The organism is Psychrobacter glacincola, assembly GCF_965118485.1.
GTDB lineage: Bacteria > Pseudomonadota > Gammaproteobacteria > Pseudomonadales > Moraxellaceae > Psychrobacter > Psychrobacter glacincola_D.
This window is the reverse complement of record NZ_CBCPJH010000020.1, coordinates 1-19,241: the sequence shown is the minus strand read 5'-3', so window position 1 is coordinate 19,241 and position 19,241 is coordinate 1. Positions and strand designations below refer to the sequence as shown.

General features: G+C 41.6%; 19 protein-coding genes and 1 other RNA gene. 18 read left to right on the top strand and 2 right to left on the bottom strand.

The window, feature by feature from the left end; all coding sequences use genetic code 11:
- Positions 1-155: 155 nt before the first annotated feature.
- The 12 genes from ACMHKH_RS08860 to ACMHKH_RS08805 all read left to right on the top strand — a co-directional run bounded on the left by ACMHKH_RS08860 (position 156) and on the right by ACMHKH_RS08805 (position 9,218).
- Positions 156-827, top strand: coding sequence for an alpha/beta hydrolase (locus ACMHKH_RS08860; RefSeq protein ID WP_413520278.1), 672 nt, complete (start codon positions 156-158; stop codon positions 825-827).
- A gap of 85 nt (positions 828-912) precedes the next feature.
- Positions 913-1,289, top strand: a transfer-messenger RNA (tmRNA) gene (gene ssrA / locus ACMHKH_RS08855).
- A 163-nt stretch (positions 1,290-1,452) separates the two neighbouring features.
- Positions 1,453-2,694 carry a tyrosine-type recombinase/integrase gene (locus ACMHKH_RS08850; RefSeq protein ID WP_413520277.1) on the top strand — a complete coding sequence of 414 codons (1,242 nt, stop codon included), beginning with the start codon at positions 1,453-1,455 and terminating at the stop codon, positions 2,692-2,694.
- Between the two features lie 117 nt (positions 2,695-2,811).
- Positions 2,812-3,621, top strand: coding sequence for a hypothetical protein (locus ACMHKH_RS08845; protein WP_413520276.1), 810 nt, complete (start codon positions 2,812-2,814; stop codon positions 3,619-3,621).
- Between the two features lie 153 nt (positions 3,622-3,774).
- Positions 3,775-4,065, top strand: coding sequence for a helix-turn-helix transcriptional regulator (locus tag ACMHKH_RS08840; RefSeq protein WP_413520275.1), 291 nt, complete (start codon positions 3,775-3,777; stop codon positions 4,063-4,065).
- Between the two features lie 3 nt (positions 4,066-4,068).
- Entirely contained in the window at positions 4,069-4,323 is a 255-nt protein-coding gene (locus ACMHKH_RS08835) for a helix-turn-helix domain-containing protein (protein WP_413520274.1), read from the top strand.
- Entirely contained in the window at positions 4,320-4,580 is a 261-nt protein-coding gene (locus ACMHKH_RS08830; protein WP_413520273.1) for a hypothetical protein, read from the top strand. The genes ACMHKH_RS08835 and ACMHKH_RS08830 overlap by 4 nt, the downstream gene beginning before the upstream one ends.
- A complete protein-coding gene (locus ACMHKH_RS08825; protein WP_413520272.1) occupies positions 4,573-5,112 on the top strand; it encodes a hypothetical protein in 540 nt (179 codons plus the stop codon). Before ACMHKH_RS08830 ends, ACMHKH_RS08825 begins: the two co-directional genes overlap by 8 nt.
- A complete protein-coding gene (locus ACMHKH_RS08820; RefSeq protein ID WP_413520271.1) occupies positions 5,105-5,692 on the top strand; it encodes a hypothetical protein in 588 nt (195 codons plus the stop codon). Before ACMHKH_RS08825 ends, ACMHKH_RS08820 begins: the two co-directional genes overlap by 8 nt.
- A 106-nt stretch (positions 5,693-5,798) precedes the next feature.
- Entirely contained in the window at positions 5,799-8,342 is a 2,544-nt protein-coding gene (locus tag ACMHKH_RS08815; RefSeq protein ID WP_413520270.1) for a DUF927 domain-containing protein, read from the top strand.
- Between the two features lie 251 nt (positions 8,343-8,593).
- On the top strand, positions 8,594-8,920 hold the full coding sequence (locus ACMHKH_RS08810) for a type II toxin-antitoxin system RelE/ParE family toxin (RefSeq protein ID WP_413520269.1): 327 nt from the start codon (positions 8,594-8,596) through the stop codon (positions 8,918-8,920).
- Positions 8,913-9,218, top strand: coding sequence for an addiction module antidote protein (locus tag ACMHKH_RS08805; RefSeq protein ID WP_413520268.1), 306 nt, complete (start codon positions 8,913-8,915; stop codon positions 9,216-9,218). The genes ACMHKH_RS08810 and ACMHKH_RS08805 overlap by 8 nt, the downstream gene beginning before the upstream one ends.
- Positions 9,219-11,532: 2,314 nt before the next feature.
- On the opposite strand, the gene ACMHKH_RS08800 is transcribed toward ACMHKH_RS08805, so the two are convergent.
- Together ACMHKH_RS08800 and ACMHKH_RS08795 are read right to left on the bottom strand one after the other, a co-directional pair.
- On the bottom strand, positions 11,533-12,633 hold the full coding sequence (locus ACMHKH_RS08800; RefSeq protein WP_413520267.1) for a hypothetical protein: 1,101 nt from the start codon (positions 12,631-12,633) through the stop codon (positions 11,533-11,535).
- Between the two features lie 335 nt (positions 12,634-12,968).
- Complete coding sequence (locus ACMHKH_RS08795) at positions 12,969-13,316, bottom strand: hypothetical protein (RefSeq protein ID WP_413520266.1); 348 nt, start codon at positions 13,314-13,316, stop codon at positions 12,969-12,971.
- 548 nt (positions 13,317-13,864) lie between these two features.
- On the opposite strand from ACMHKH_RS08795, the gene ACMHKH_RS08790 reads away from it, so the two are divergent.
- From ACMHKH_RS08790 to ACMHKH_RS08765, 6 genes are all read left to right on the top strand, one after another.
- Positions 13,865-14,770, top strand: a complete 906-nt coding sequence (locus ACMHKH_RS08790) for an inovirus-type Gp2 protein (RefSeq protein WP_413520265.1) — start codon at positions 13,865-13,867, stop codon at positions 14,768-14,770.
- 127 nt (positions 14,771-14,897) lie between these two features.
- Entirely contained in the window at positions 14,898-15,179 is a 282-nt protein-coding gene (locus ACMHKH_RS08785; RefSeq protein WP_413520264.1) for a hypothetical protein, read from the top strand.
- Between the two features lie 46 nt (positions 15,180-15,225).
- The gene (locus ACMHKH_RS08780; protein ID WP_413520263.1) at positions 15,226-16,218 is read left to right on the top strand and encodes a DUF932 domain-containing protein; all 993 of its coding nucleotides are present in this window, start codon (positions 15,226-15,228) and stop codon (positions 16,216-16,218) included.
- A gap of 105 nt (positions 16,219-16,323) precedes the next feature.
- Entirely contained in the window at positions 16,324-17,427 is a 1,104-nt protein-coding gene (locus ACMHKH_RS08775; RefSeq protein ID WP_413520262.1) for a YqaJ viral recombinase family protein, read from the top strand.
- 108 nt (positions 17,428-17,535) lie between these two features.
- Complete coding sequence (locus tag ACMHKH_RS08770) at positions 17,536-18,444, top strand: hydrolase or metal-binding protein (protein WP_413520261.1); 909 nt, start codon at positions 17,536-17,538, stop codon at positions 18,442-18,444.
- Positions 18,445-18,610: 166 nt separating this feature from the next.
- On the top strand, positions 18,611-18,862 hold the full coding sequence (locus tag ACMHKH_RS08765; protein ID WP_413520260.1) for a helix-turn-helix transcriptional regulator: 252 nt from the start codon (positions 18,611-18,613) through the stop codon (positions 18,860-18,862).
- Positions 18,863-19,241: the final 379 nt, after the last annotated feature.

Sequence of the window (19,241 nt, the reverse complement as noted above, 5' to 3'; positions counted from 1 at the left end):
TTGTCGTAAATTGATTTGCCCTTTATCGCATCTACTGCTGTTCTATTAGATACGCTAGAGGGTTTTTTTTATGCATACTTCAAACGTTATTGATACAATTTATAACGCCTAATTTTAATATCAGTTTATTTACTAGTTAAAGGAAGCTAAAAATTATGAGTAATTATTTAGACACTGTTATCGTTGAACATAATCCCTCACAAAAAAAGATAGATAGAGCGGTTATTTGGCTACATGGCTTGGGGGCGAGTGGGCATGACTTTGAGCCTGTGGTACCGCAGCTTGGGTTAGCGGACGATATGGCAGTGCGTTTTATTTTTCCGCATGCGCCTAATATTCCAGTGACTATCAATGGTGGTATGGTGATGCCAGCATGGTACGATATCCTAGAGATGAGTCTCGAGCGTAAAGTTGATATCGCTCAGATTGAAAAGTCTGCGCAGCAAATCCATGATTTGATTGCTCGTGAGGTTGAGCGTGGTGTGTTACCACAGCATATTGTGATTGCTGGATTTTCACAGGGCGGGGCAGTGGCATACCAAGTGGCACTTGGTTACCCACAGCGCTTAGCTGGCTTAATGGCGCTATCTACTTATCTAGCGACCAATGACAACATTGCTTATAGCGACGCTAATAAAGACATGCCGATATTGATTGAGCATGGTACGCATGATCCTGTCGTTCCGGTTATCTTAGGTGAGCAGGCTAAGCAGCTCTTATCCGCTAAAGGCTACAATGTTGCATATAATAGCTATCCGATGGCACATCAAGTATGTATGCCGCAGATTCAAAATATCGGTAAATGGTTAAATAAAGTCTTGGCTTAAATGATTCAGCTGTAACGTAATGTAATACGGACGTCTAATAGGTTGCAAGCGAACGTGTAAGTACTATATAATCATCAACCTTATTGGGGATGTTCTGGCTTCGACGCTGGTGATGAAACTCAATGATGCATGTCGAGAGTATATGTCCTCTCGTTAATCAAACATATATTGTTATAGTCGCAAACGACGAAAATTACGCTCTAGCAGCTTAAACCCTGTTTACATGGTTTACCCTGCTTACTTAGTTGCTGATCACCTACAGTTGGTCAACTAAGTTGAAGCGTCCGCATGTAGGATCGCCACAAGTGATTGTCTCAATTGCTTGGGTTCAAAAGTAGAGAATCGTCCAATCCATCCTGACTGTCGGATCGGTGCGGATTAAAACCAAAGACAGAAACTAAACATGTAGATTCATGAGCGTAATGCTGGCGGACGCGGGTTCAACTCCCGCCATCTCCACCAAACAACGATAAAGGGCTGACCGTCATAGACTGTTAGCCCTTTATTTTGGGCGTTTTTCAAGGATTAAGGGTTATATAGGGGTATGGCGTCCCATATAGAATGTTGGTATTATTGTTGGTATTAGAGTTTATACACGCGCTCAATACCAACAAAGGATAGTCCAATGCCCTTAACTCATACCGTTATCAATAAGCTACAGCCCAGTAGCACCTCGATTGATACAAAGCGACCTGACAAGCACAGTGACGGTAACGGGCTGCAATTATGGGTGCGCTATACGGGCGTTAAGTCATGGATCAGCGCCTACAGATGGCAAGGCAAGCAGCAAACCCTCACTATTGGCACTTATCCAGTAATGAGCCTACAAAATGCACGCCAGCGCAATATTGAGATCAAACGCTTAATAGCTGATGGTGTGAACCCCAAAGACCATAAGAGAGAGCAGCAAGCCAGCCAAGACGGTTTAAATGTTTTCGATAACATAGCCCAGTCATGGTATAGCGAGCGTAAAACCTACCTAGCAGAAAGCACCTTTTCCCGTAACTACTCCGCCTACATGCGCGATGTTAAGCCCTCTATTGGTCAAAAGAACATAAACGACATTACCGCACCTGACATATTGGCTATTGGTAAAGCAGTAGAAGCACGGGGCGCTAATGAGATGGCAAGGCGTACCATTAGAGAGATAGGGCAGATATTCAAGCACGCCATACGCAATGGACTAGCCACACACAACCCAGCCACCGACCTAGCCGAAGCGATCAAGCCACACAAAACCGTCAATCATAGCCGCATCACTAGCCAGCAATTACCTAAGCTATTAAAAGACATTGATGCTTATCAAGGTGATGTATTGGTGAAACTAGGCTTATGGTTTTTATGCTATACGTTTGTGCGTACCAATGAATTGCGCTTTATGGAATGGCAGGACATAGATTTTAATCGCGGCTTATGGACTGTCCCAGCTGAAAAGATGAAAGCTAGGCGTTTGCATATTGTGCCACTAGCACCGCAAGCAGTAGCGATATTGAAGCAGATCAAAGAGCTAGGTTTTTCGGATCAGTACGTTTTCTTTAATACCTCAACCCGTAAGCCATACAGTCAAAGCGCGTTTATTAATGCCCTATGGAATATGGGTTATAAAGGCAAGATGACGGGGCACGGGTTTAGAGGGCTTGCCAGTACCACACTACATGAAAAAGAGTTTATGCACGAAGCCATAGAGCTACAGCTGGCACATGATAGAGAAAACAAGATCAGCGCAGCCTACAACGGGGCGCAGCACTTGCCATATAGAATAGACATGATGCACCAATGGGCAAACTTTATTGATGATGCTTATGCTGGCAAATTGGATAACGTCATACATACCAACTTTAAACGACAAAAACAAAAGCATGGCTAACATCATGCTGTAACGACTATGCAAGGCTAGGACTAATTACCCGAACGACAGCTATTCACACCCTTAAGCTGTCACTGCCTTGCACCTATTTAATTTAAGGGTGTAGGGGTGTGAGTTATGACTTATGTAATTTATGATGACGATGGTTTTAACGCTAAGTCTGGTCGCTTAACATATGAAGCTATGGAGAGGTTTATTATAAAACCAACTATAGATTTAATGTTGAATAGTATTCTTGATGATAAAAACTGCGATGAAGCACAGTCTGCAATTAATATTGCTTTTTTGGAACACCAAGAAACTCTTATGAGTGATTATGTAGCATTATACGATTATGATCTTAACCCTGATATTTCTGATTATGAATGTGACTGTGAGGGCGTTTGTGAGCGTGAATGTTTGGTTAATGCTGTAGTAAGTTATAACTTTAAAGAAATTATAAAGCAGTTTGAAGCTGGCATAGATGATGACATTGAAGAATTAAGCTACATCACAGATAAATATACCGAAGAAGATTTCATGCGAATAAGAGAAGTATCTTATGACGTAACGAGAGTTTTATTATATAGAGAGTTAGGCAGATGGGCTTTTTATCATGGGGCTTATGAAACTGGAATAAGTTATAACAGTGTAGCTACACTAATTTATGGCATAGCTATACGCAATAAGAAAGAAGATTTTGATAGCTACATAAAAGAAGAAATATCCAATAGAAATAGAAAAGCATCTGATGCGAGATGGCAGCCACATAGAGAGAAAAAAAAGGAGCGAAAAGAAAAATACCTCAAGATTATGAAAGACAAAGGGTTTAGTACTTATACCGATGCAGCTACATATATTAAGCTGCATATTGATACAGGTAAAAGCCCGTCATTCAATACCGTTTTTAGTTTATTGAGTGAAGCTGACAAAGGGGATTTTTCATAGTTTAATGTTGTATGCATGCATGCATTAATCTATCCATGCATTCATTAATCTATGCATGCATAAGCATTTAGCTATACCAATCTACCCCATAAGATAGCTCATGTAAGCCGTAGAACACCTTTACGGCTCAACAAACTACATGGAGCTATGAACATGGCACACCCCACCCAAAACACGCCAGTTATTCCCTTTACTGGTGACACCTCGAACGACACCGAACCAACCACCGCAAACAGTCCAGCTATGCAACTGCCTACTACTGGCATGGGCAGGGCTAAAGATATTCTGCCATTCCTACCATTTAGCAAAACCACCCTTTTTGAATGGTCAAAAGATGGACGTTTCCCAGCTGGCAAGAAGCTAAGCCCTACTATGACCGCATGGAGCTATGCAGACATTCACGAATGGCTTAATTCTCACACCTCAACCACTAGCGAGGTGTAACCCATGAATACACGGCAACCAAAAAAGAGCTATAAGCAGATTATCCATAATCACCTACTGGCAGGTAATAGCCTATCCACTTATGAAGCCTTTGATTTATGGCAAATCACATGCTTTTTACAGCGGATCAGTGAGCTAAGGGCGCAAGGCGTGGTTATTCAAGATAAGACCATCAAACGCAACGGTAAGACGTTTAAACAATATTGGATAGACACGCCAGCCGATGGCAGCCATGACGCTATAGGGGTGCAATTATGAGCCAATCAAACGACAGGCTATTACAGATAGCGGACACGTTAGAGCATATCAACGAACAGCTGATCTTATTATCAATTGATACCGAACATTACGCTATGGCATTGCAAGCCGTGCAGACAAATGACCCCGTATCTCAAGGCGTTATTCAAGCCGTCATTGCTGCATTGTTTAGGGACTCATTGTTTGCCACCGATGCAAGCGAACAGATGGACAGCGTTCTATCAATGCCTGAAATGGAGGTTACGCGCTATGTGTGATAATCATAACAAAACCACTCTAAAAGCCCGTGACGGGGCACGCAGTCGCAAACAGCCACATAAGCGCGGCTTACTACTTAGCTTTATCATATTCATGGCATGGGTTGCTGGTATTGGCTTAGCACTATCATTAATCGCGTGCCAGCCAGTGAAAGCAAAACAGATTGCAACCGATGATAACAGCGGTTACTATATAGACCTCTCAAAAGAACACGCAAGCGGCACGCCAAGCCGTTACTTATTGGCTTTTTTTATGCCTGATAATAGCGCAGCCTCTCAAGCTGTCACTATCTATTCAAGCATAGCCCCACAAGCGCATTTAAGCGCATCAAGGGGGCAAACCATCATATCTATAGCAAATCACTTGCTAACCAACTATGACGGGTTGACGCTGCAAAATACAATAGCCGAAAGGCGAATATGCAGGGCGGTTGCTTGCGTGACCGAGAGTAAGACCCGTCACCCTATACTTTTACCGTATAGCGTGGCATTCACTCAAAAAACAACGCAAGGAGGGCATAATCATGCCTAATTCAATCCGTACGACCTCAAACACTCAAACCACTACCAACCGCACACTAGCTCCATTCAAAGCAGGTGACAGCGTGCTATGGGCAGCCGTAAGCAATGACACCTATAAGCTGCAACCCAGTAGCGACAAGCGCAGTAACCGCCTTGTTATCCGTCATGCAAATATAGAGTATTCTTTTGATACTGATGGACGTTCAAACCCTGATGATGCTTTACCGTCATTATTCCATGACACGCCAGCCAACCGCCAAGCGATAACAACGCTATACAGTGGCAACCAAACCAGCCAACGCACAGTAATAGACACCACCGAAGCAGACGATAAACAAGTGATTTTAATATCTGCTTTTGATTTATCGGACATTGCTTGTGATATTGATGGGGCAGCCACTGCCTTATATGATGTTGGACAGCTATTAGCACTCATGCACTATAACAAGATAGAAGCGCACACAGTCCCAGCATTGGCACGCCTAGCACATGATGCCACCGACACATGGGCAAGCCTACTATATGAGAAATTAGAGGGCATTAACGACACCCTAGCAATGACAGGTTACGGCAAGGAGGGCAGCCAATGAAACGCTACCCACCAAAGCAAAGCCGCAAGCACGCCAAGCGCAAAAGCTACTACAAGAAGTATAGAGCAGCGCGTAAGCCGAACCACACGCAAGCAAGGGGGACTAAATGACCACCACACTACAAACCACTAGCCATGAAAAAGCCCACGCATTTAGCGCAGGCTTTACATTGGTAATCAATAGTTTTGATGCAGTCACACGGCAAGGACTGGCAGACGATCCTACTTTAATAAAACTACATGAGCTATTACCGCCCAATAGCTTGTTAAGCGTTACTGATGATCTTACTACAAATGATGCGTCTTTAGTACCGACAGCTGGCACGATAGCCCTACGATTGACCGATAAACAAGGCGATATTGTAGGCGCGGTATTCTACACACCAAATAGTAAGAAGCCGCCGACTGTTATTGATCCTACAGGTTATGGCGCTATCGTCATTGGTGACTTAAACAAAGCCAATGAGGTAATCGCTTTCGATGATGCAGAATATGGCATTGATGCGTATCAGTGTATGGCAGACGACAAAACAACCTTTATTATTAGCCCTCAAAAGACAAAGCAATGCTTTAAAAAGATGGTGCAGCACTGGAGCAGCGGATCACTGCTAACCGTACCAATGACCATAGACAACAAAGGCATGATAAATCTACTAGCAGGTGTGAATGCTAGGGCATTGGTTACTGTGGCTGATATTGTCACGATGCTACATGCTAACCATAGCTATGAGGCAATACTGGCAGCTGATGACACACAGCTAATCAGTTTAAAAGATACCGCTTACTATCCTGAATGGCGCGATGATCCACAGCTGAATGAATCGATGATTTATGCTGATGGGCGTTTTGAGCTATACCATGATGGACTGTTTTTTGTGAAATATAACGATGACGATCCAGCAAATATAACCTTTAAGTTTAAGGCGTTTGTTTGTTCACCGATTGAGGTTATCGCAAAGACACGGGACACAAGCAGCGGTACATGGGGGCGGTTACTGCAATGGCGTGATGATGATAGCGTGCTGCATACGTGGTCAATGCCGTTATCACTGCTACAAGGTGATGCCCGTGAGTATCGTAGAGAATTAGCCAGTCAAGGATTGAACATTACTACCAACAGTAAACAGCGCAATTACTTAGACACTTATATTCAAGACTATCCTATTCATAAACGGGCGTTATGCGTGGATAAGCTGGGCTGGCATGATGGACAATATATATTACCTGATAGCGCAATAGGCGGCGATGGTAAGCAGTTAATAGTCTATCAGTCTGCCCATGCAATCAATAGCACCATAGCCCAGCAAGGCACTTTAGTACAATGGCGTGATGAACTATGCAAAAAACTAGCAGATCAAAGCCGTTTTGTTTTCTCTATTGCTTGCGCGTTTGCTGGTCAATTGTTAGAGCTGTTAGATGATGATGGGGGTGGCTTTCACCTTTTAGGATCATCAAGCATGGGCAAGTCATTATCACTTAAAACAGCGTCTAGCGTATGGGGCAAGCCTGACAGCTATACTAAGACATGGCGTAGCACTGATAACGCCTTAGAGGGCACAGCCAGCGAGCATAACGACAGTTTTTTACCACTTGATGAAATCAGCGAATGTGATCCACGGATAGTAGGTAACAGCGTTTACATGTTGGCTAATGGCAAAGGCAAAGGTAGAAGCACCACCACAGGACATAATCGCACTGCTAAGACATGGCGCATTATTTTCTTATCTAATGGTGAGGAGTCGCTACAAAACTTTATGGCACAAGCAGGACAGAAAACGAATGCAGGTATTGAGGTTCGAGTAGCACATATAGATGCTGATGCTGGTCAAGGTTTAAAGACGTTTGATAGTTTGGTACTGGCAGACACAGGCGCAGCACAAGCCGATAAGATCAAGGAGTTATCACACACTTACTATGGATCAGCTGGCATAGCATGGCTGGAATATATCACCAATGACAAAGTAGCGACCACAGCCACCGCCAAGCAGCTTGTAAATGAGTTTATGAGTCAATATAGAGACCTTGCACCGCAAGCGCATAGAGTGGCTAAACGGTTCGCTATTGTTGCCGCGGCTGGTGAGATGGCAAAAGGTGCAGGCATTACAGGCTGGCAAGCAGGACAAGCAACCACAGCCGTTATGACATGCTTAGATAATTGGCTCGATAACTATGGGCGTGATGGTGAACATGAGCAGCGCCAAATCATAGAGCATATCAAGGCATTTATTGAACAGCATGGCAGTAGTCGCTTTCAACCTTGCCACATTCACATGCACCAAGATTTTGAAACTAAGATAACAAACCGTGCTGGCTATCATAACTACGACACAGGGGAATATTATTTCTCTACCAGTACGTTTGATGAAGTCTGTTCACCATTCAATAAAAGCAAAGTATTGCAAGTGTTAGATGAAGCTGGACTATTGAACGTGACAGAAAGCGACCGCAAAACGTGTAGAGTATCTTTACCATTCAAGAAAAACCGTACGCGCGTTTATGCAATCAAAAACGAGATATTAAGTTGTGAACCTACTAAAAGCACTGGGACAGCTGGGACAACTGGGACAACCCATACGCAGCAAGGGATAGGCACTGTCCCAAGCATTAAAACCCCACTGGGACAGCTGGGACAAAGTAGCTCAATTTGTTAATCTGTCCCAAGTGTCCCAAAGGCTAAAAATGGGCTGGGACAGCTACAAGCCAATAACTACGGGCGTTGTCCCGTTGTCCCAAGTGTCCCAAGCAAAAAACTAAGGTACAGAAAAAATAATCAAAGGTAGGCGTTTATCGTCTGCCTTTTTTTATGGATCAACAATAAACAACACAGCAAGCACAGTCATAGCTTGTTATATATTATCCAAAAGTTTACAATAAATTATAAGTTTACTAATAATCTAACCCTATGATTAATATTGATCAAACAGAACAGTTTGAACGTTGGTTGCATAAGCTCAAAGACCCGTTAGGCAAAGTTGGCATATTGGCACGTATAAAGCGAGCGCAAGGCGGTAACTTTGGTGACCATAAACCATTAGCCAATACAAACGGTATCTATGAGATGCGAATATTTAAAGGCAATGGTTACCGTGTCTATTATGCCCAGCAAGGCGATACCCTCTATCTATTGTTGATAGGTGGCAGTAAAGACAGCCAAACAAACGACATTTCTAAGGCTTGCACCTTATGGCAGCAAGTTAAGGATCAAGAAAAGGAACACACCAATGACTAATATTAAAACTAGCCGTTTTGACGTAGCGGAATACCTGACAGATGAAACCCTTATCAATGCTTACTTGAACGAAATATTGACCGATGGCGCACCTAGCGAATTTATCGAAGCATTAAATGACGTAGCAAAAGCAAAGGGCATGAACGAGCTGGCAGCAAAGACAGGCATAAGACGCGAAAGCCTTTACAAGACATTGCGATCAGAGAAGCCACGTTTTGACACTATGCTAAAGATTATTGACGGCATGGGCTTACAAGTTACCCTAATCCCTAAAGCCGAACCTTTTTTAGAGGCTTAACTGCTTAGGTATTAAATTATGAGTTAATCAAAAGGTGTACCGTTTGGTACGCCCTTTTTTATGGACTGCAAAAACCTAAGGGAAACCTAAGGTTAGGCGCTCAATACTCACTTGCAAATCATGGGCAGCATGTTGTCATTTGTTGACATTCAAAACAGTTTAATGACATGCCAGCATGTTAATAAATGTTAAGGTTTAAAAGCATAATTCTTTTGACCACGTTTTACCGATTGCACAACCCCCAATGGGGTAAGTTAAGCCCAAAGTATGACCATCATTAGCCTACAGCCTTACAACACCGTCAAAACACCATAGAGCCGTCAAACAAAATAGATAAGTCCATTTTTGGACGCATTAAGCATGATTTAGGTTTACCAGTGTTTACGGATTGCCAAAACTCCAATGGAGGGCAACCGCTGGCTAGTTATGGGCTATAAGGCAGTTTAACGACAAATCAGCAAGGGGCTGTAAACCTAAATTAATGTGAGCAGTTTTGCGCGTATTAACAGTGGTTTAAGTTAACTATTTAGTTACGGATTGATAAAAAACGAATGAGCCGCAAACGTTTACCAATCATGGGCTATAAGGTAGTTTTAGGGGTAAATTATAGGAGGGCTGTAGCGGATTATAAATAAATCCTATTTTGGTTATATCGCATATCAAAGGGTAGGAATAACGGTAAGGTTACGGTTAGTTTTCGGACACGTTAGAACCTCACAAAACTTCACATTCATTTCATTACTGGCAGCGCCTACCACCCCATGATTACCACAAGGTTAGAACCGTATAAAACCGTACATTCAAAACCGATTAATACAGCCACCGACTTGACAGAACTTAACATTTTGCACAGCCCAAAACCTGACAAAACCTTACATTCAAAACCAAATCACACGCCGCTAATGCTAACATTTTGCATGGCATTCCCTCATCATTGCCAATATCACAAAGCTATGCAGCATAAGGGCTTAGCTAATTAATGGACAAGTATCGCGCGCGCACACGAGGCAAACAGCAATTACAGGGGTTTTCATACACTATAAAAAAGGGATTTTCGGACATCGTAAGAGGCTAATTTTTCGGACTGTTTTAAAAGGACTGGGGTAATTTTCGGACATCGTAGAGGGTAGTTTTTGGAGTCCATAAAAAGGGACTGTTTTCGGACTGTTCTAAATCGACTAAGGGTAATTTTGCGAGTCCATAAAAGGGACTTTATGGACAGGTATCGTAAGGGACTTTTCGGACAGGTAACAAGGCAGGTAAAGCCATATATCGAAAATGACTCCATGAAAGGCTAGTTTCTTAACAGGTATCGCGAGGCAACGCGACCAGATGCAATAAAACGCATGAAAAACGCTTAACTTTTAGCGCCATTATTGAGCGCGTGCAGTGATTAGCAATTCAACCCCATGCAAACAAAGTGCAAGATCATAATAGTATTGATTAAGTAATAACTGGATAACCGAATATATAGAATAAACCTAGTAGTAAATATCTCTTACATCATGTTGAGTTGGCAAGCAGTGGTAATAATTACAAAATAATCTTTAGCTGATAGAGTAAGTATTGAATAACAGCAAAATCAAAAACGATTGTTGGTATTATGGTTGGTATCGTCTTATTTTTGAATTTATATTTCTATATAAATCAATGACTTGCGCTTATAGTTTAGTTTCCGCCATCTCCACCAAATATTAAAAATCCGATCACTTAGGTGGTCGGATTTTTTTATGCTTTAATTTATGATTAGGCTTGTAGTGTTATATGTTGGTGATAAAGAAATGAAGTCGTTAAAGAAAGTAGAGTAGATAATACAAAATAAGAAAAAGGCTTCCAATTGCTTGGAAGCCTTTTCATGTAATGGTACCCGGAGCCGGAACGGTAGTATGGATTTAAGTGTTTGATATTAATTGTATTAATAAGTATACATAAATAAAATGTACACCACAGTGTACATAATGTTCTATTTTCGTTATGAACAGAAAACTAACTACTAAATATAATTTAGCATGTAGCTTTAAGTTTCTCGATGTCACTGGCATTCTATGTTTAGGCTAGTTTAGCTAAACAATTTAAATAAAGGCAAACTTCTTATACCTGCTTAGGGACACAGGCGAAGTCATTGACTTTCAAACTGCCCGTCAACAGATTGAGAAGTCACTGAATGAGCATAACCAAACATCGCTATCTAATATGGAGAGCGATGCTTTAATACAGGCTGTACGAGATAAAGGGTTAAGCACTGAAGATTTACAATCTCTATTGTCTAATAAATAAGCACTAAAAAGAAGGATGTGTAGACAAAAGATATTTTCTAATCATTTTTTTTATCTACTATGAGTTCATCGTACAGTTGTTCTATTGAATGGTTAATTACCTTATTCGCTGTAAAACCACTAAATTTCATAAGTTTCTTCAATTTAGGTTGGTTCTCCTTAGTAACCTTTACACTACTATTTTCGTTTAAAAAATTGTTAGCCTCATATTGCTTTCGACCGTCCCATGCTTTTTTCATGCTATAAAGCGTGTAGTTTCTCAAAGAAAAACCTTTCTTATCCTTAGTGCCTATATCAGGGCTCTCAACGTTAGATAAGACATCTAAACTTGCAAGGATAAGCTCATATTTTTCATTAATAGTTTGAGGGAAAAACATTCCTTTTAAAATAATATATTTTCGATCTTTATCGTCAAGATAATTATACATCCAGTTTATCTGTTCATTGTCAGTAGGCTTTACCCAAGAAATATTTTTATCACAATCTAATCGATTTTTAAGATAATAAGATTTGATGTAGAGTATATCAGCCGTTTTCCGCTCTCCAGATTTCATTATATCCCATCGATAATGAGGTAGGTTTTGAGAATAGTCAGAATTAAAAATTTCAATATCGTACCGTAAATAATCAACCACCTCTTCGAGCAGCTCGTCTCTACCTTTATAAACATCATTCTCTATTGATTTTTTAACTAAAAATGCTAGAAATAGAGAGCAGCGTAAGTCCTTTTTAAACCAATCTAAATACTTCTCTGGTAAATTATTTTTTATTTTATAGTAGATTAGATCATTATACTCTTGCAGAGGATCAGGGTGATCCTTCAAATATTCAATAAGCAAATTTTTATAATCGTCATTATCAAATGCTATATTTTTATGACTATTGTCGTCTAACGAATTTTTCATATATAGGAGAGATTTAGCATCATTGCTGTTCAATTCACGTAAAGCTTTAAAAAATCCATCTATTGATTTTCTTTGTGACCTTACAGCTCTAATGTATTCATCAGTCACAAACCCTAATAATCTGCCTTTAGAGTACCTTACTGATGCTTCGCCAAAAATCAAGTTTGTATCATTGTCAGGGATTGATGGTAGCCGTTCTACATTGTTAGCTCTAGTGGATAACTCTCTACTCATTATTACTTCATCCTAAAAATATAAGAAATGTTCAAGTAAATATATAAGAAAGCAATAGGAAAATACTGTTATATTTCTAGTATTTTTGTAGCAATAATTTGACGTCTAGACCATAAAAACAAGCCGTACAGCTGAAAATGGCATATGAATTTTATTATAATTTAAATTTTGGTATAGGCACACTGATATCTTGAATAATTCTGTAAAAATTGTTTATGTTTTAGCTGATAGCAACATCCTAAATTGGCTCAAACTTTTAGTTAAAATTGACTGCTTGTACGCGGCTTTGTTGCACAACCGAACTCAGAACCAAACATTCCTTATGTAGACACTCATTAGACAGCTACCGTTACTGGCATACCTAGACTCACAAATCGATTAAGCACAACTATACTAATATGCACCTCAGCTACCTGACGGTCAAAATCACAAGCCATTAGCCTATCGCCAAGTCTTTTAAAGCGAAACATAGCCGTCTCCACCAAACTGCGTTTATGATAGCCTGATACCTTCTTCCACATCTTATGTCCTAACTGTAAGCACAAACTTAATGCCTCATTGCGATTCTCATCTCCTTGATGCTTTACATCCCATAGAACAGCATTCGATCGTGGCAGGATTAGTAAACTTTTGATTGCGTCCAAGTTTACCATTGGGTTTGGCGCACCACTGGGTGTCTGCATCAATCCAAAAGGTGAGATTGCATCGATTCTTTAAGGCTCGATAGTATGCTAACCAGTTGGTGGTGTGATAGGTTTTCTTGGGGCTAGAATCTTATGTTTTCATAATACTAAAGTATCATATGGGGCAGGTTGTGCAACAAAGCCCTTGTACGCATGATAATGCAATCTCGCTAACCAGCATAACTGATTCAGTAACCATCAATCATAAAGATAAAGTCTTTTTCCTCAGCACTTACGCTATTCTCATTGTCGTTCATAAACGCTTATCCTTTAGAGTATTTACTTCCACGCGTGATAATTCAGCAGCTTTTCAGCATTAGCTCATACACATAAAAGCTAACTCCATTCCTTATGGCACTTCACGTTTTCAGCAATTCCTCACAAGTGAGCGTGAGGGTATGTAGGCGTTTTTACAGTGCGGCTTGGCTATCCTTAGTGGGTATCTATACTATTAACTACTCAAGCTAACAGACTAGGTGCTAACCCCTATACTTAAAAAAAACTGACTAACCTGAATATATGAACCACTAATTCATAGGAGCAGGAACATGTCATATTTACATCTCAATCAACCTCTAATCGTCGCTAACATTGATAAACTCGTTAAAGGAGCATTGTTCAGTCACATCAGTTTTGAAGAGACCAAGAAACAGCTAAACGACTTGTATGGGCCATTCATGGACATCTTTGATGATGGCTTGTTCTATTCTGAAACCATCCATGCGTTTATTGGGAGTACTGAATCTATCGTAGGCGACTCATACCCCAATAATGTCTTTTGGGATCATGACAAAACCCAACGATTTATAAGAGCGCTGTCATCGTATAAAAACGATATCGAGGCTGAAACTAGAGCATGGCGCTATAACGAAGGTCAGAATAAAAACAATGTAGTAAGCCTTGTAAGAAACCTTACTGACCAGTATTCAAAACTGCTATTCGTAGTTGTGGATTTAAAGTACGCAACAGAAACCAGCCATCATGTGACGATAGATGGTTTCAATGATGACATGAGGAAAATTCGAGAGCTTATCAGTAATAAAAAGACGTGCTTTGAGCATTTGCAAGGTTACGCTTGGGCACTAGAACAAGGCGGTAAAAATGGCGGTCTGCATTGTCATCTTTTGCTGATTTATAATGGCTCAGAGCGACAAAAAGATGGTTACTTAGGTAAAGCGGTAGGTGAAAAGTGGCAAAGTATAACGAGTGGGCTTGGGACTTACTACAACTGGAACACTCTAGAAAATAAGCTAAAGTTTGAAGAAAAAGGGAAATTGGGCATTGGTATGATTCATCGTGACAATCCACTTGAAGTTGAGAACGCCGAAATAGTAGCTTCCTATCTAGCAAAGACTGATAAGTATGAGCAACAGCTTAAGTTGTGGCTGCCTAACATGCGTACCTTTGGACAAAGTCAGTTCGACGTACCTTGGCGTCGAAATAAAAAGCGATAGCAAAGTAATCTCAGATATATATTATTTTAATGAGATAGCGCGTTTGCAATCAATGCAGCGCCTAATCCCCTAATTCAGGTCTGCCTAGTGCAGGCCTTTTTTATGCCCAAAATAAATAGGAGCCCTTATGAAACCCATCTGTCCATGCTGTCGCTCATCTGCTGTCTATGAGGTAAGTGATGGTGCTCATAGTACTATCGTTGAAAGCCTGTTCTCTCCTGCCATGCTAGTGAGTCTTGGCGTCAGTATCTGTAAGAGTCTTAAGTTCCATCCTGTCATAGGCGCTGTTGCAGGCATTGCCTTAGCGGCGGTTATTGAGCTTACTCAACCAAGTAATGCTCTACCATTACTTGTTAATAGGCGATATCGCTGTAGTGACTGCACGCACACCTTTACCGCATTAAACTAATACGGATAACCCATCATCTTAATTAATTACTTCAAGGAATATTTATATGGCACATTTAATCGAAAACATGGCGTACGTTGGTGAGACCCCTTGGCACGGTCTTGGTAATCAGCTTCCTAAGAATCAGCCTATCGAAGTTTGGGCAAAGAAAGCTGGTATGGACTGGCGTATTGAGTCCTCGGACGTTAGCTACATGGCTAACAACGACAAAGGCCAAAACCTAATCATGCCCTTTGACAGCAATAAGGTGCTCTACCGCTCAGATACCCTAGAGCCGTTATCGGTCGTCAGTCAACGCTATCAGGAAGTGCAGCCACGTGAGATTTTAGAGTTCTATCGTGATCTCACTGAGCAATCGCATTTTGAGCTTGAGACGGCTGGTGTTCTTAAAGGCGGCAAAAAGATGTGGGCTTTAGCGAGGACAGGTCAGTCAACCGCTCTAAAGGGCGGTGATGTTAGTAATGGCTACCTTTTACTTGCAACGGCGTGTGACGGCACTCTGGCGACCACAGCTCAGTTCACCTCTATTCGTGTGGTGTGTAATAACACCTTAGCTATCAGCTTGGCTAATGGTAGCGGTGGTGTGGTGAAAGTACCGCATAGCACCTCGTTTGATGGTGACAAAGTCAAACTGCAACTCGGTGTCTCTGTTAAGCAGTGGGATGAGCATATGTACCAGATGAAGCAGTTAAGTCAGCGCCGTGTTACTCAAGCGCAAGCCGCTAATTATTTAAGCCGTGTGTTCAATGATCAGGACAATGACATCATTCTATTTAACAGCGCTAAGAAAGAGAAGGATGCCATGCCTAATGCGAAGGCCATGAACCAAGTCATGAATATGTTTAACGGTCAAGGTCGCGGTGCAGGACTTGATGCCGCTCGTGATACGGCTTATGGCTTGCTGTGTGCAATGACTGAATTCGTTGATCATGAGCGTCGTGCCATGTCAACGGATCACAGACTCGATTCAGCATGGTTCGGTGCAGGCGCTAAGCTGAAGGATAAAAGCTTAGAGGAAGCTTTTGCCTTAATTGCCTAAATATTCTTAGTAAACTCAAATGATTAAACCACGCCTAAGCGCGTGGTTTTTTTATGCCTATTATTTCAGTTATCACTAATAATCAATTTATCGAAGGAGTTCATTATGAACCTGATTGCCTTAAATACGACAACACCAGTAAGACGCACTAAGCGTTCAACTGCAAAAGTGACAGCACCTTTAGCTACTAAAGCTAAGGTAGATCATAATCCAGCAAATGCCTCTGCTACTCAACCTTTTACTCCTAAGCGTCTGGTTAGTACCAAAGACTTAAGCCGTGAGGAGTGGCTCAAAGTTCGCAAGCAAGGCATTGGTAGCTCTGACGCCGCTGCTGCCTGTGGCATTCATCCTTACCTATCAATGCTTGAGCTATGGATGATCAAAACGGGGCGCACAAGCTCCGACTTAGATGAGAGCATCGAGGGTTATTCGCCGCTGTATTGGGGTAATACCTTAGAGCCCATGGTGGCTAAGTACTATCAACAGCAGACAGGCAATAAGGTACGTCGCGTTAATGCCATCTTGCAGCACCCTGATCCTGAGCAGCACTTTATGTTGGCAAATTTAGACTACGCCATAACAGGTAGTGATGACGTGCAGATACTAGAGTGCAAAACCGCTGGTGAGCATGGGGCTAAGCTATGGAAGCATGGTGTGCCGTTGTATGTCACCTGCCAAGTACAACATCAATTGGCAGTCACGGGTAAAACTGCCGCTCATATCTGCGTTCTGCTATGCGGACACGAGGCTAAGATTTATAAGGTTGAGCGTGATGAGCAACTGATAGCCAGCATTATCGAGCAAGAACGTATATTCTGGCAGTACGTAGAAGCTAATACACCGCCAAACCCTGACCATAGCGAATCAGCAGCCAAAGCGCTAAAGCTGCTTTATCCAAAACCTAAGCCTTTAAGTAAGGTCGATCTGCGAGAGGATGAAGGAGGGAACAAGCTATTCGATAAATTGCTGCACTATCGCGACGCGATAGCTGATCTTGAGCAGCATCATGATCAAGTGAAGCATCAGCTACAAACGCTGATTGCAGATAATGAAATCGCTGTATTCAATCAAGGCGCTATCTCATGGAAGCGTTCTAAAGACAGCATTGGTATCGATAGTAAAGCGGTCATCAAGGCTCATCCTGAGCTACTAAAGCAGTTTGGTAAAACTAAGCAAGGCAGTCGCCGCTTTGTCATCTTAACTGACTAAGTAGTTATTGCATCAACCAATCAATCCATTGAATCAACAAGTGCATAACTGCCCACCCTTATAGGTGGGCTTTTTATGGCTTAAATAATCAATATAAGGAATACCCTCATGATTAAAGGTCTAACGATAACCCCGCCAGTATTAGGTCGCATTAGCATCGGTAAAGTCGTTCAAAAAGACGGTAAGCGTCTGCCAGCCAAAGACGATCAATTCACGATTACTAGTCAAGTCCAGAACAAGGACGGCTGGGTGAATCATCCCCTCGATGAAAAGCTGCGTAAAGGTAAAACTGAGAAGCTTAGACAAATTCCCGTGCGGATGTTGTTTAATGATCCTGAGCTTAACCTGCGAGCAGAGTACACATTGTTTGATCGGCAAACGGGAAGACCATTGTGTGTGGGTGATGGTGAGCAGTGTCAGCGTCGAACCAGTAAAGGTGTTGAAAGTCATCCCTGTCCATCGCCTGATCGGTGTCCACTAGCACAAGGCGGTGCTTGTAAACCTTATGGCAGACTCTACGTGAATCTGTCTGAGGACGATGAGCTAGGCACCTTTATCTTTCGCACCACAGGCTTTAACAGCATTCGCACGCTTGCAGCAAGGCTTAGCTACTTTGCAGCGGTGTCAGGTAATAAGCTGTCTTGTCTACCACTTCAATTAATCTTGAGAGGCAAAAGCACCACGCAGAGCTATCGAACACCGATCTACTTTGTTGATTTGACCCTACGTGAAGGTATTCATCTAAGAGAAGCTGTTCAGGGTGCTAGGGCCATCGATGCGGAGCTTAGCGAACACGGCTTTGATCAAGCTGCGCTAGAGGAGGCCGCTAAACAAGGCTATGTGAACTCGTGCTTTGAGATTGATAGTGAGGAAGCTTTTGAGGTTGAAGAGTTTAATTCAGTAGAGACGGATGACGCTAATAGCAGTCAGCAAGGAGGTTCGCACGATGATAAGGCTACCTACAATATCGGTAATATCGAACGAAGTCTAAGGGAGAGTGTGACGGCTATAAGTTAAAGCAATAGTAGGGATGTACGGCAAAAAATGGAGCTGATTCATTCAGCTCTTTTTTTATTGCTTGAATTAAGGCTAACGGTTGGACGGTATGGGATGCCGTAAAAAATTATAGGACTCGGTAAGTATATGAGAGGAAACGCTCTCATTCACTTATAAGGAGCACATCATGAAAAATTTGAATTCAACACAACCAGTAATTGAGCAATGTAATCATATTCCACAGCTATTGAGTATCAAGGATGTTGGTGGCTATACAGGGCTTAGTCGTTCTACGATCTATGAGATGATCAATGAGAAGTCTGATCGTTACGACTCTACATTTCCCAAAAAGGTGCAGCTGACACAGGTGAGGGTAGTGTGGGTAGCGAGTGAGATTGCTAATTGGATTAATACTAAGATCGCGGAGCGCTCAGCATGAATTTATCGAACTGCCCTAATTCTAAGGAGTAGGGCAGTTTATTTTTTTGTATTGCATATAACATTTAGATCTTTTTCAAAACCTCGTGTTGATTTTTTCTTATTCGGAGCTGTTAATCAAACACCAATATCTATAGCTCCGTAGTCTGTTATAAGTAGTTCCATTATATCAGTCTATTTTGAGTGATTTTATTAGGTAGTTCCAATAGGCCCTAGTCAAAATAACCATTAATTTCAGGTTGCAATATCCAAATCTGACTGTTCGTATCGGTATAAATATAATTCAATCGAAGAGTACACACGCGCAAAACTGAGTTTAACTATCTTAATAAGAAAACCTTAACCTGTCTATTCAACACTCTATTCCAAAAAGAAAGGTT

Excerpts from the sequence above, each read along its gene's own strand:
- ACMHKH_RS08860 (WP_413520278.1), top strand. The coding sequence starts at position 156 with ATGAGTAATTATTTAGACACTGTTATCGTTGAACATAATCCCTCACAA.
- ACMHKH_RS08850 (WP_413520277.1), top strand. The coding sequence starts at position 1,453 with ATGCCCTTAACTCATACCGTTATCAATAAGCTACAGCCCAGTAGCACC.
- ACMHKH_RS08845 (WP_413520276.1), top strand. The coding sequence starts at position 2,812 with ATGACTTATGTAATTTATGATGACGATGGTTTTAACGCTAAGTCTGGT.
- ACMHKH_RS08840 (WP_413520275.1), top strand. The coding sequence starts at position 3,775 with ATGGCACACCCCACCCAAAACACGCCAGTTATTCCCTTTACTGGTGAC.
- ACMHKH_RS08835 (WP_413520274.1), top strand. The coding sequence starts at position 4,069 with ATGAATACACGGCAACCAAAAAAGAGCTATAAGCAGATTATCCATAAT.
- ACMHKH_RS08830 (WP_413520273.1), top strand. The coding sequence starts at position 4,320 with ATGAGCCAATCAAACGACAGGCTATTACAGATAGCGGACACGTTAGAG.
- ACMHKH_RS08825 (WP_413520272.1), top strand. The coding sequence starts at position 4,573 with ATGTGTGATAATCATAACAAAACCACTCTAAAAGCCCGTGACGGGGCA.
- ACMHKH_RS08820 (WP_413520271.1), top strand. The coding sequence starts at position 5,105 with ATGCCTAATTCAATCCGTACGACCTCAAACACTCAAACCACTACCAAC.
- ACMHKH_RS08815 (WP_413520270.1), top strand. The coding sequence starts at position 5,799 with ATGACCACCACACTACAAACCACTAGCCATGAAAAAGCCCACGCATTT.
- ACMHKH_RS08810 (WP_413520269.1), top strand. The coding sequence starts at position 8,594 with ATGATTAATATTGATCAAACAGAACAGTTTGAACGTTGGTTGCATAAG.
- ACMHKH_RS08805 (WP_413520268.1), top strand. The coding sequence starts at position 8,913 with ATGACTAATATTAAAACTAGCCGTTTTGACGTAGCGGAATACCTGACA.
- ACMHKH_RS08800 (WP_413520267.1), bottom strand. The coding sequence starts at position 12,633 with ATGAGTAGAGAGTTATCCACTAGAGCTAACAATGTAGAACGGCTACCA.
- ACMHKH_RS08795 (WP_413520266.1), bottom strand. The coding sequence starts at position 13,316 with ATGCAGACACCCAGTGGTGCGCCAAACCCAATGGTAAACTTGGACGCA.
- ACMHKH_RS08790 (WP_413520265.1), top strand. The coding sequence starts at position 13,865 with ATGTCATATTTACATCTCAATCAACCTCTAATCGTCGCTAACATTGAT.
- ACMHKH_RS08785 (WP_413520264.1), top strand. The coding sequence starts at position 14,898 with ATGAAACCCATCTGTCCATGCTGTCGCTCATCTGCTGTCTATGAGGTA.
- ACMHKH_RS08780 (WP_413520263.1), top strand. The coding sequence starts at position 15,226 with ATGGCACATTTAATCGAAAACATGGCGTACGTTGGTGAGACCCCTTGG.
- ACMHKH_RS08775 (WP_413520262.1), top strand. The coding sequence starts at position 16,324 with ATGAACCTGATTGCCTTAAATACGACAACACCAGTAAGACGCACTAAG.
- ACMHKH_RS08770 (WP_413520261.1), top strand. The coding sequence starts at position 17,536 with ATGATTAAAGGTCTAACGATAACCCCGCCAGTATTAGGTCGCATTAGC.
- ACMHKH_RS08765 (WP_413520260.1), top strand. The coding sequence starts at position 18,611 with ATGAAAAATTTGAATTCAACACAACCAGTAATTGAGCAATGTAATCAT.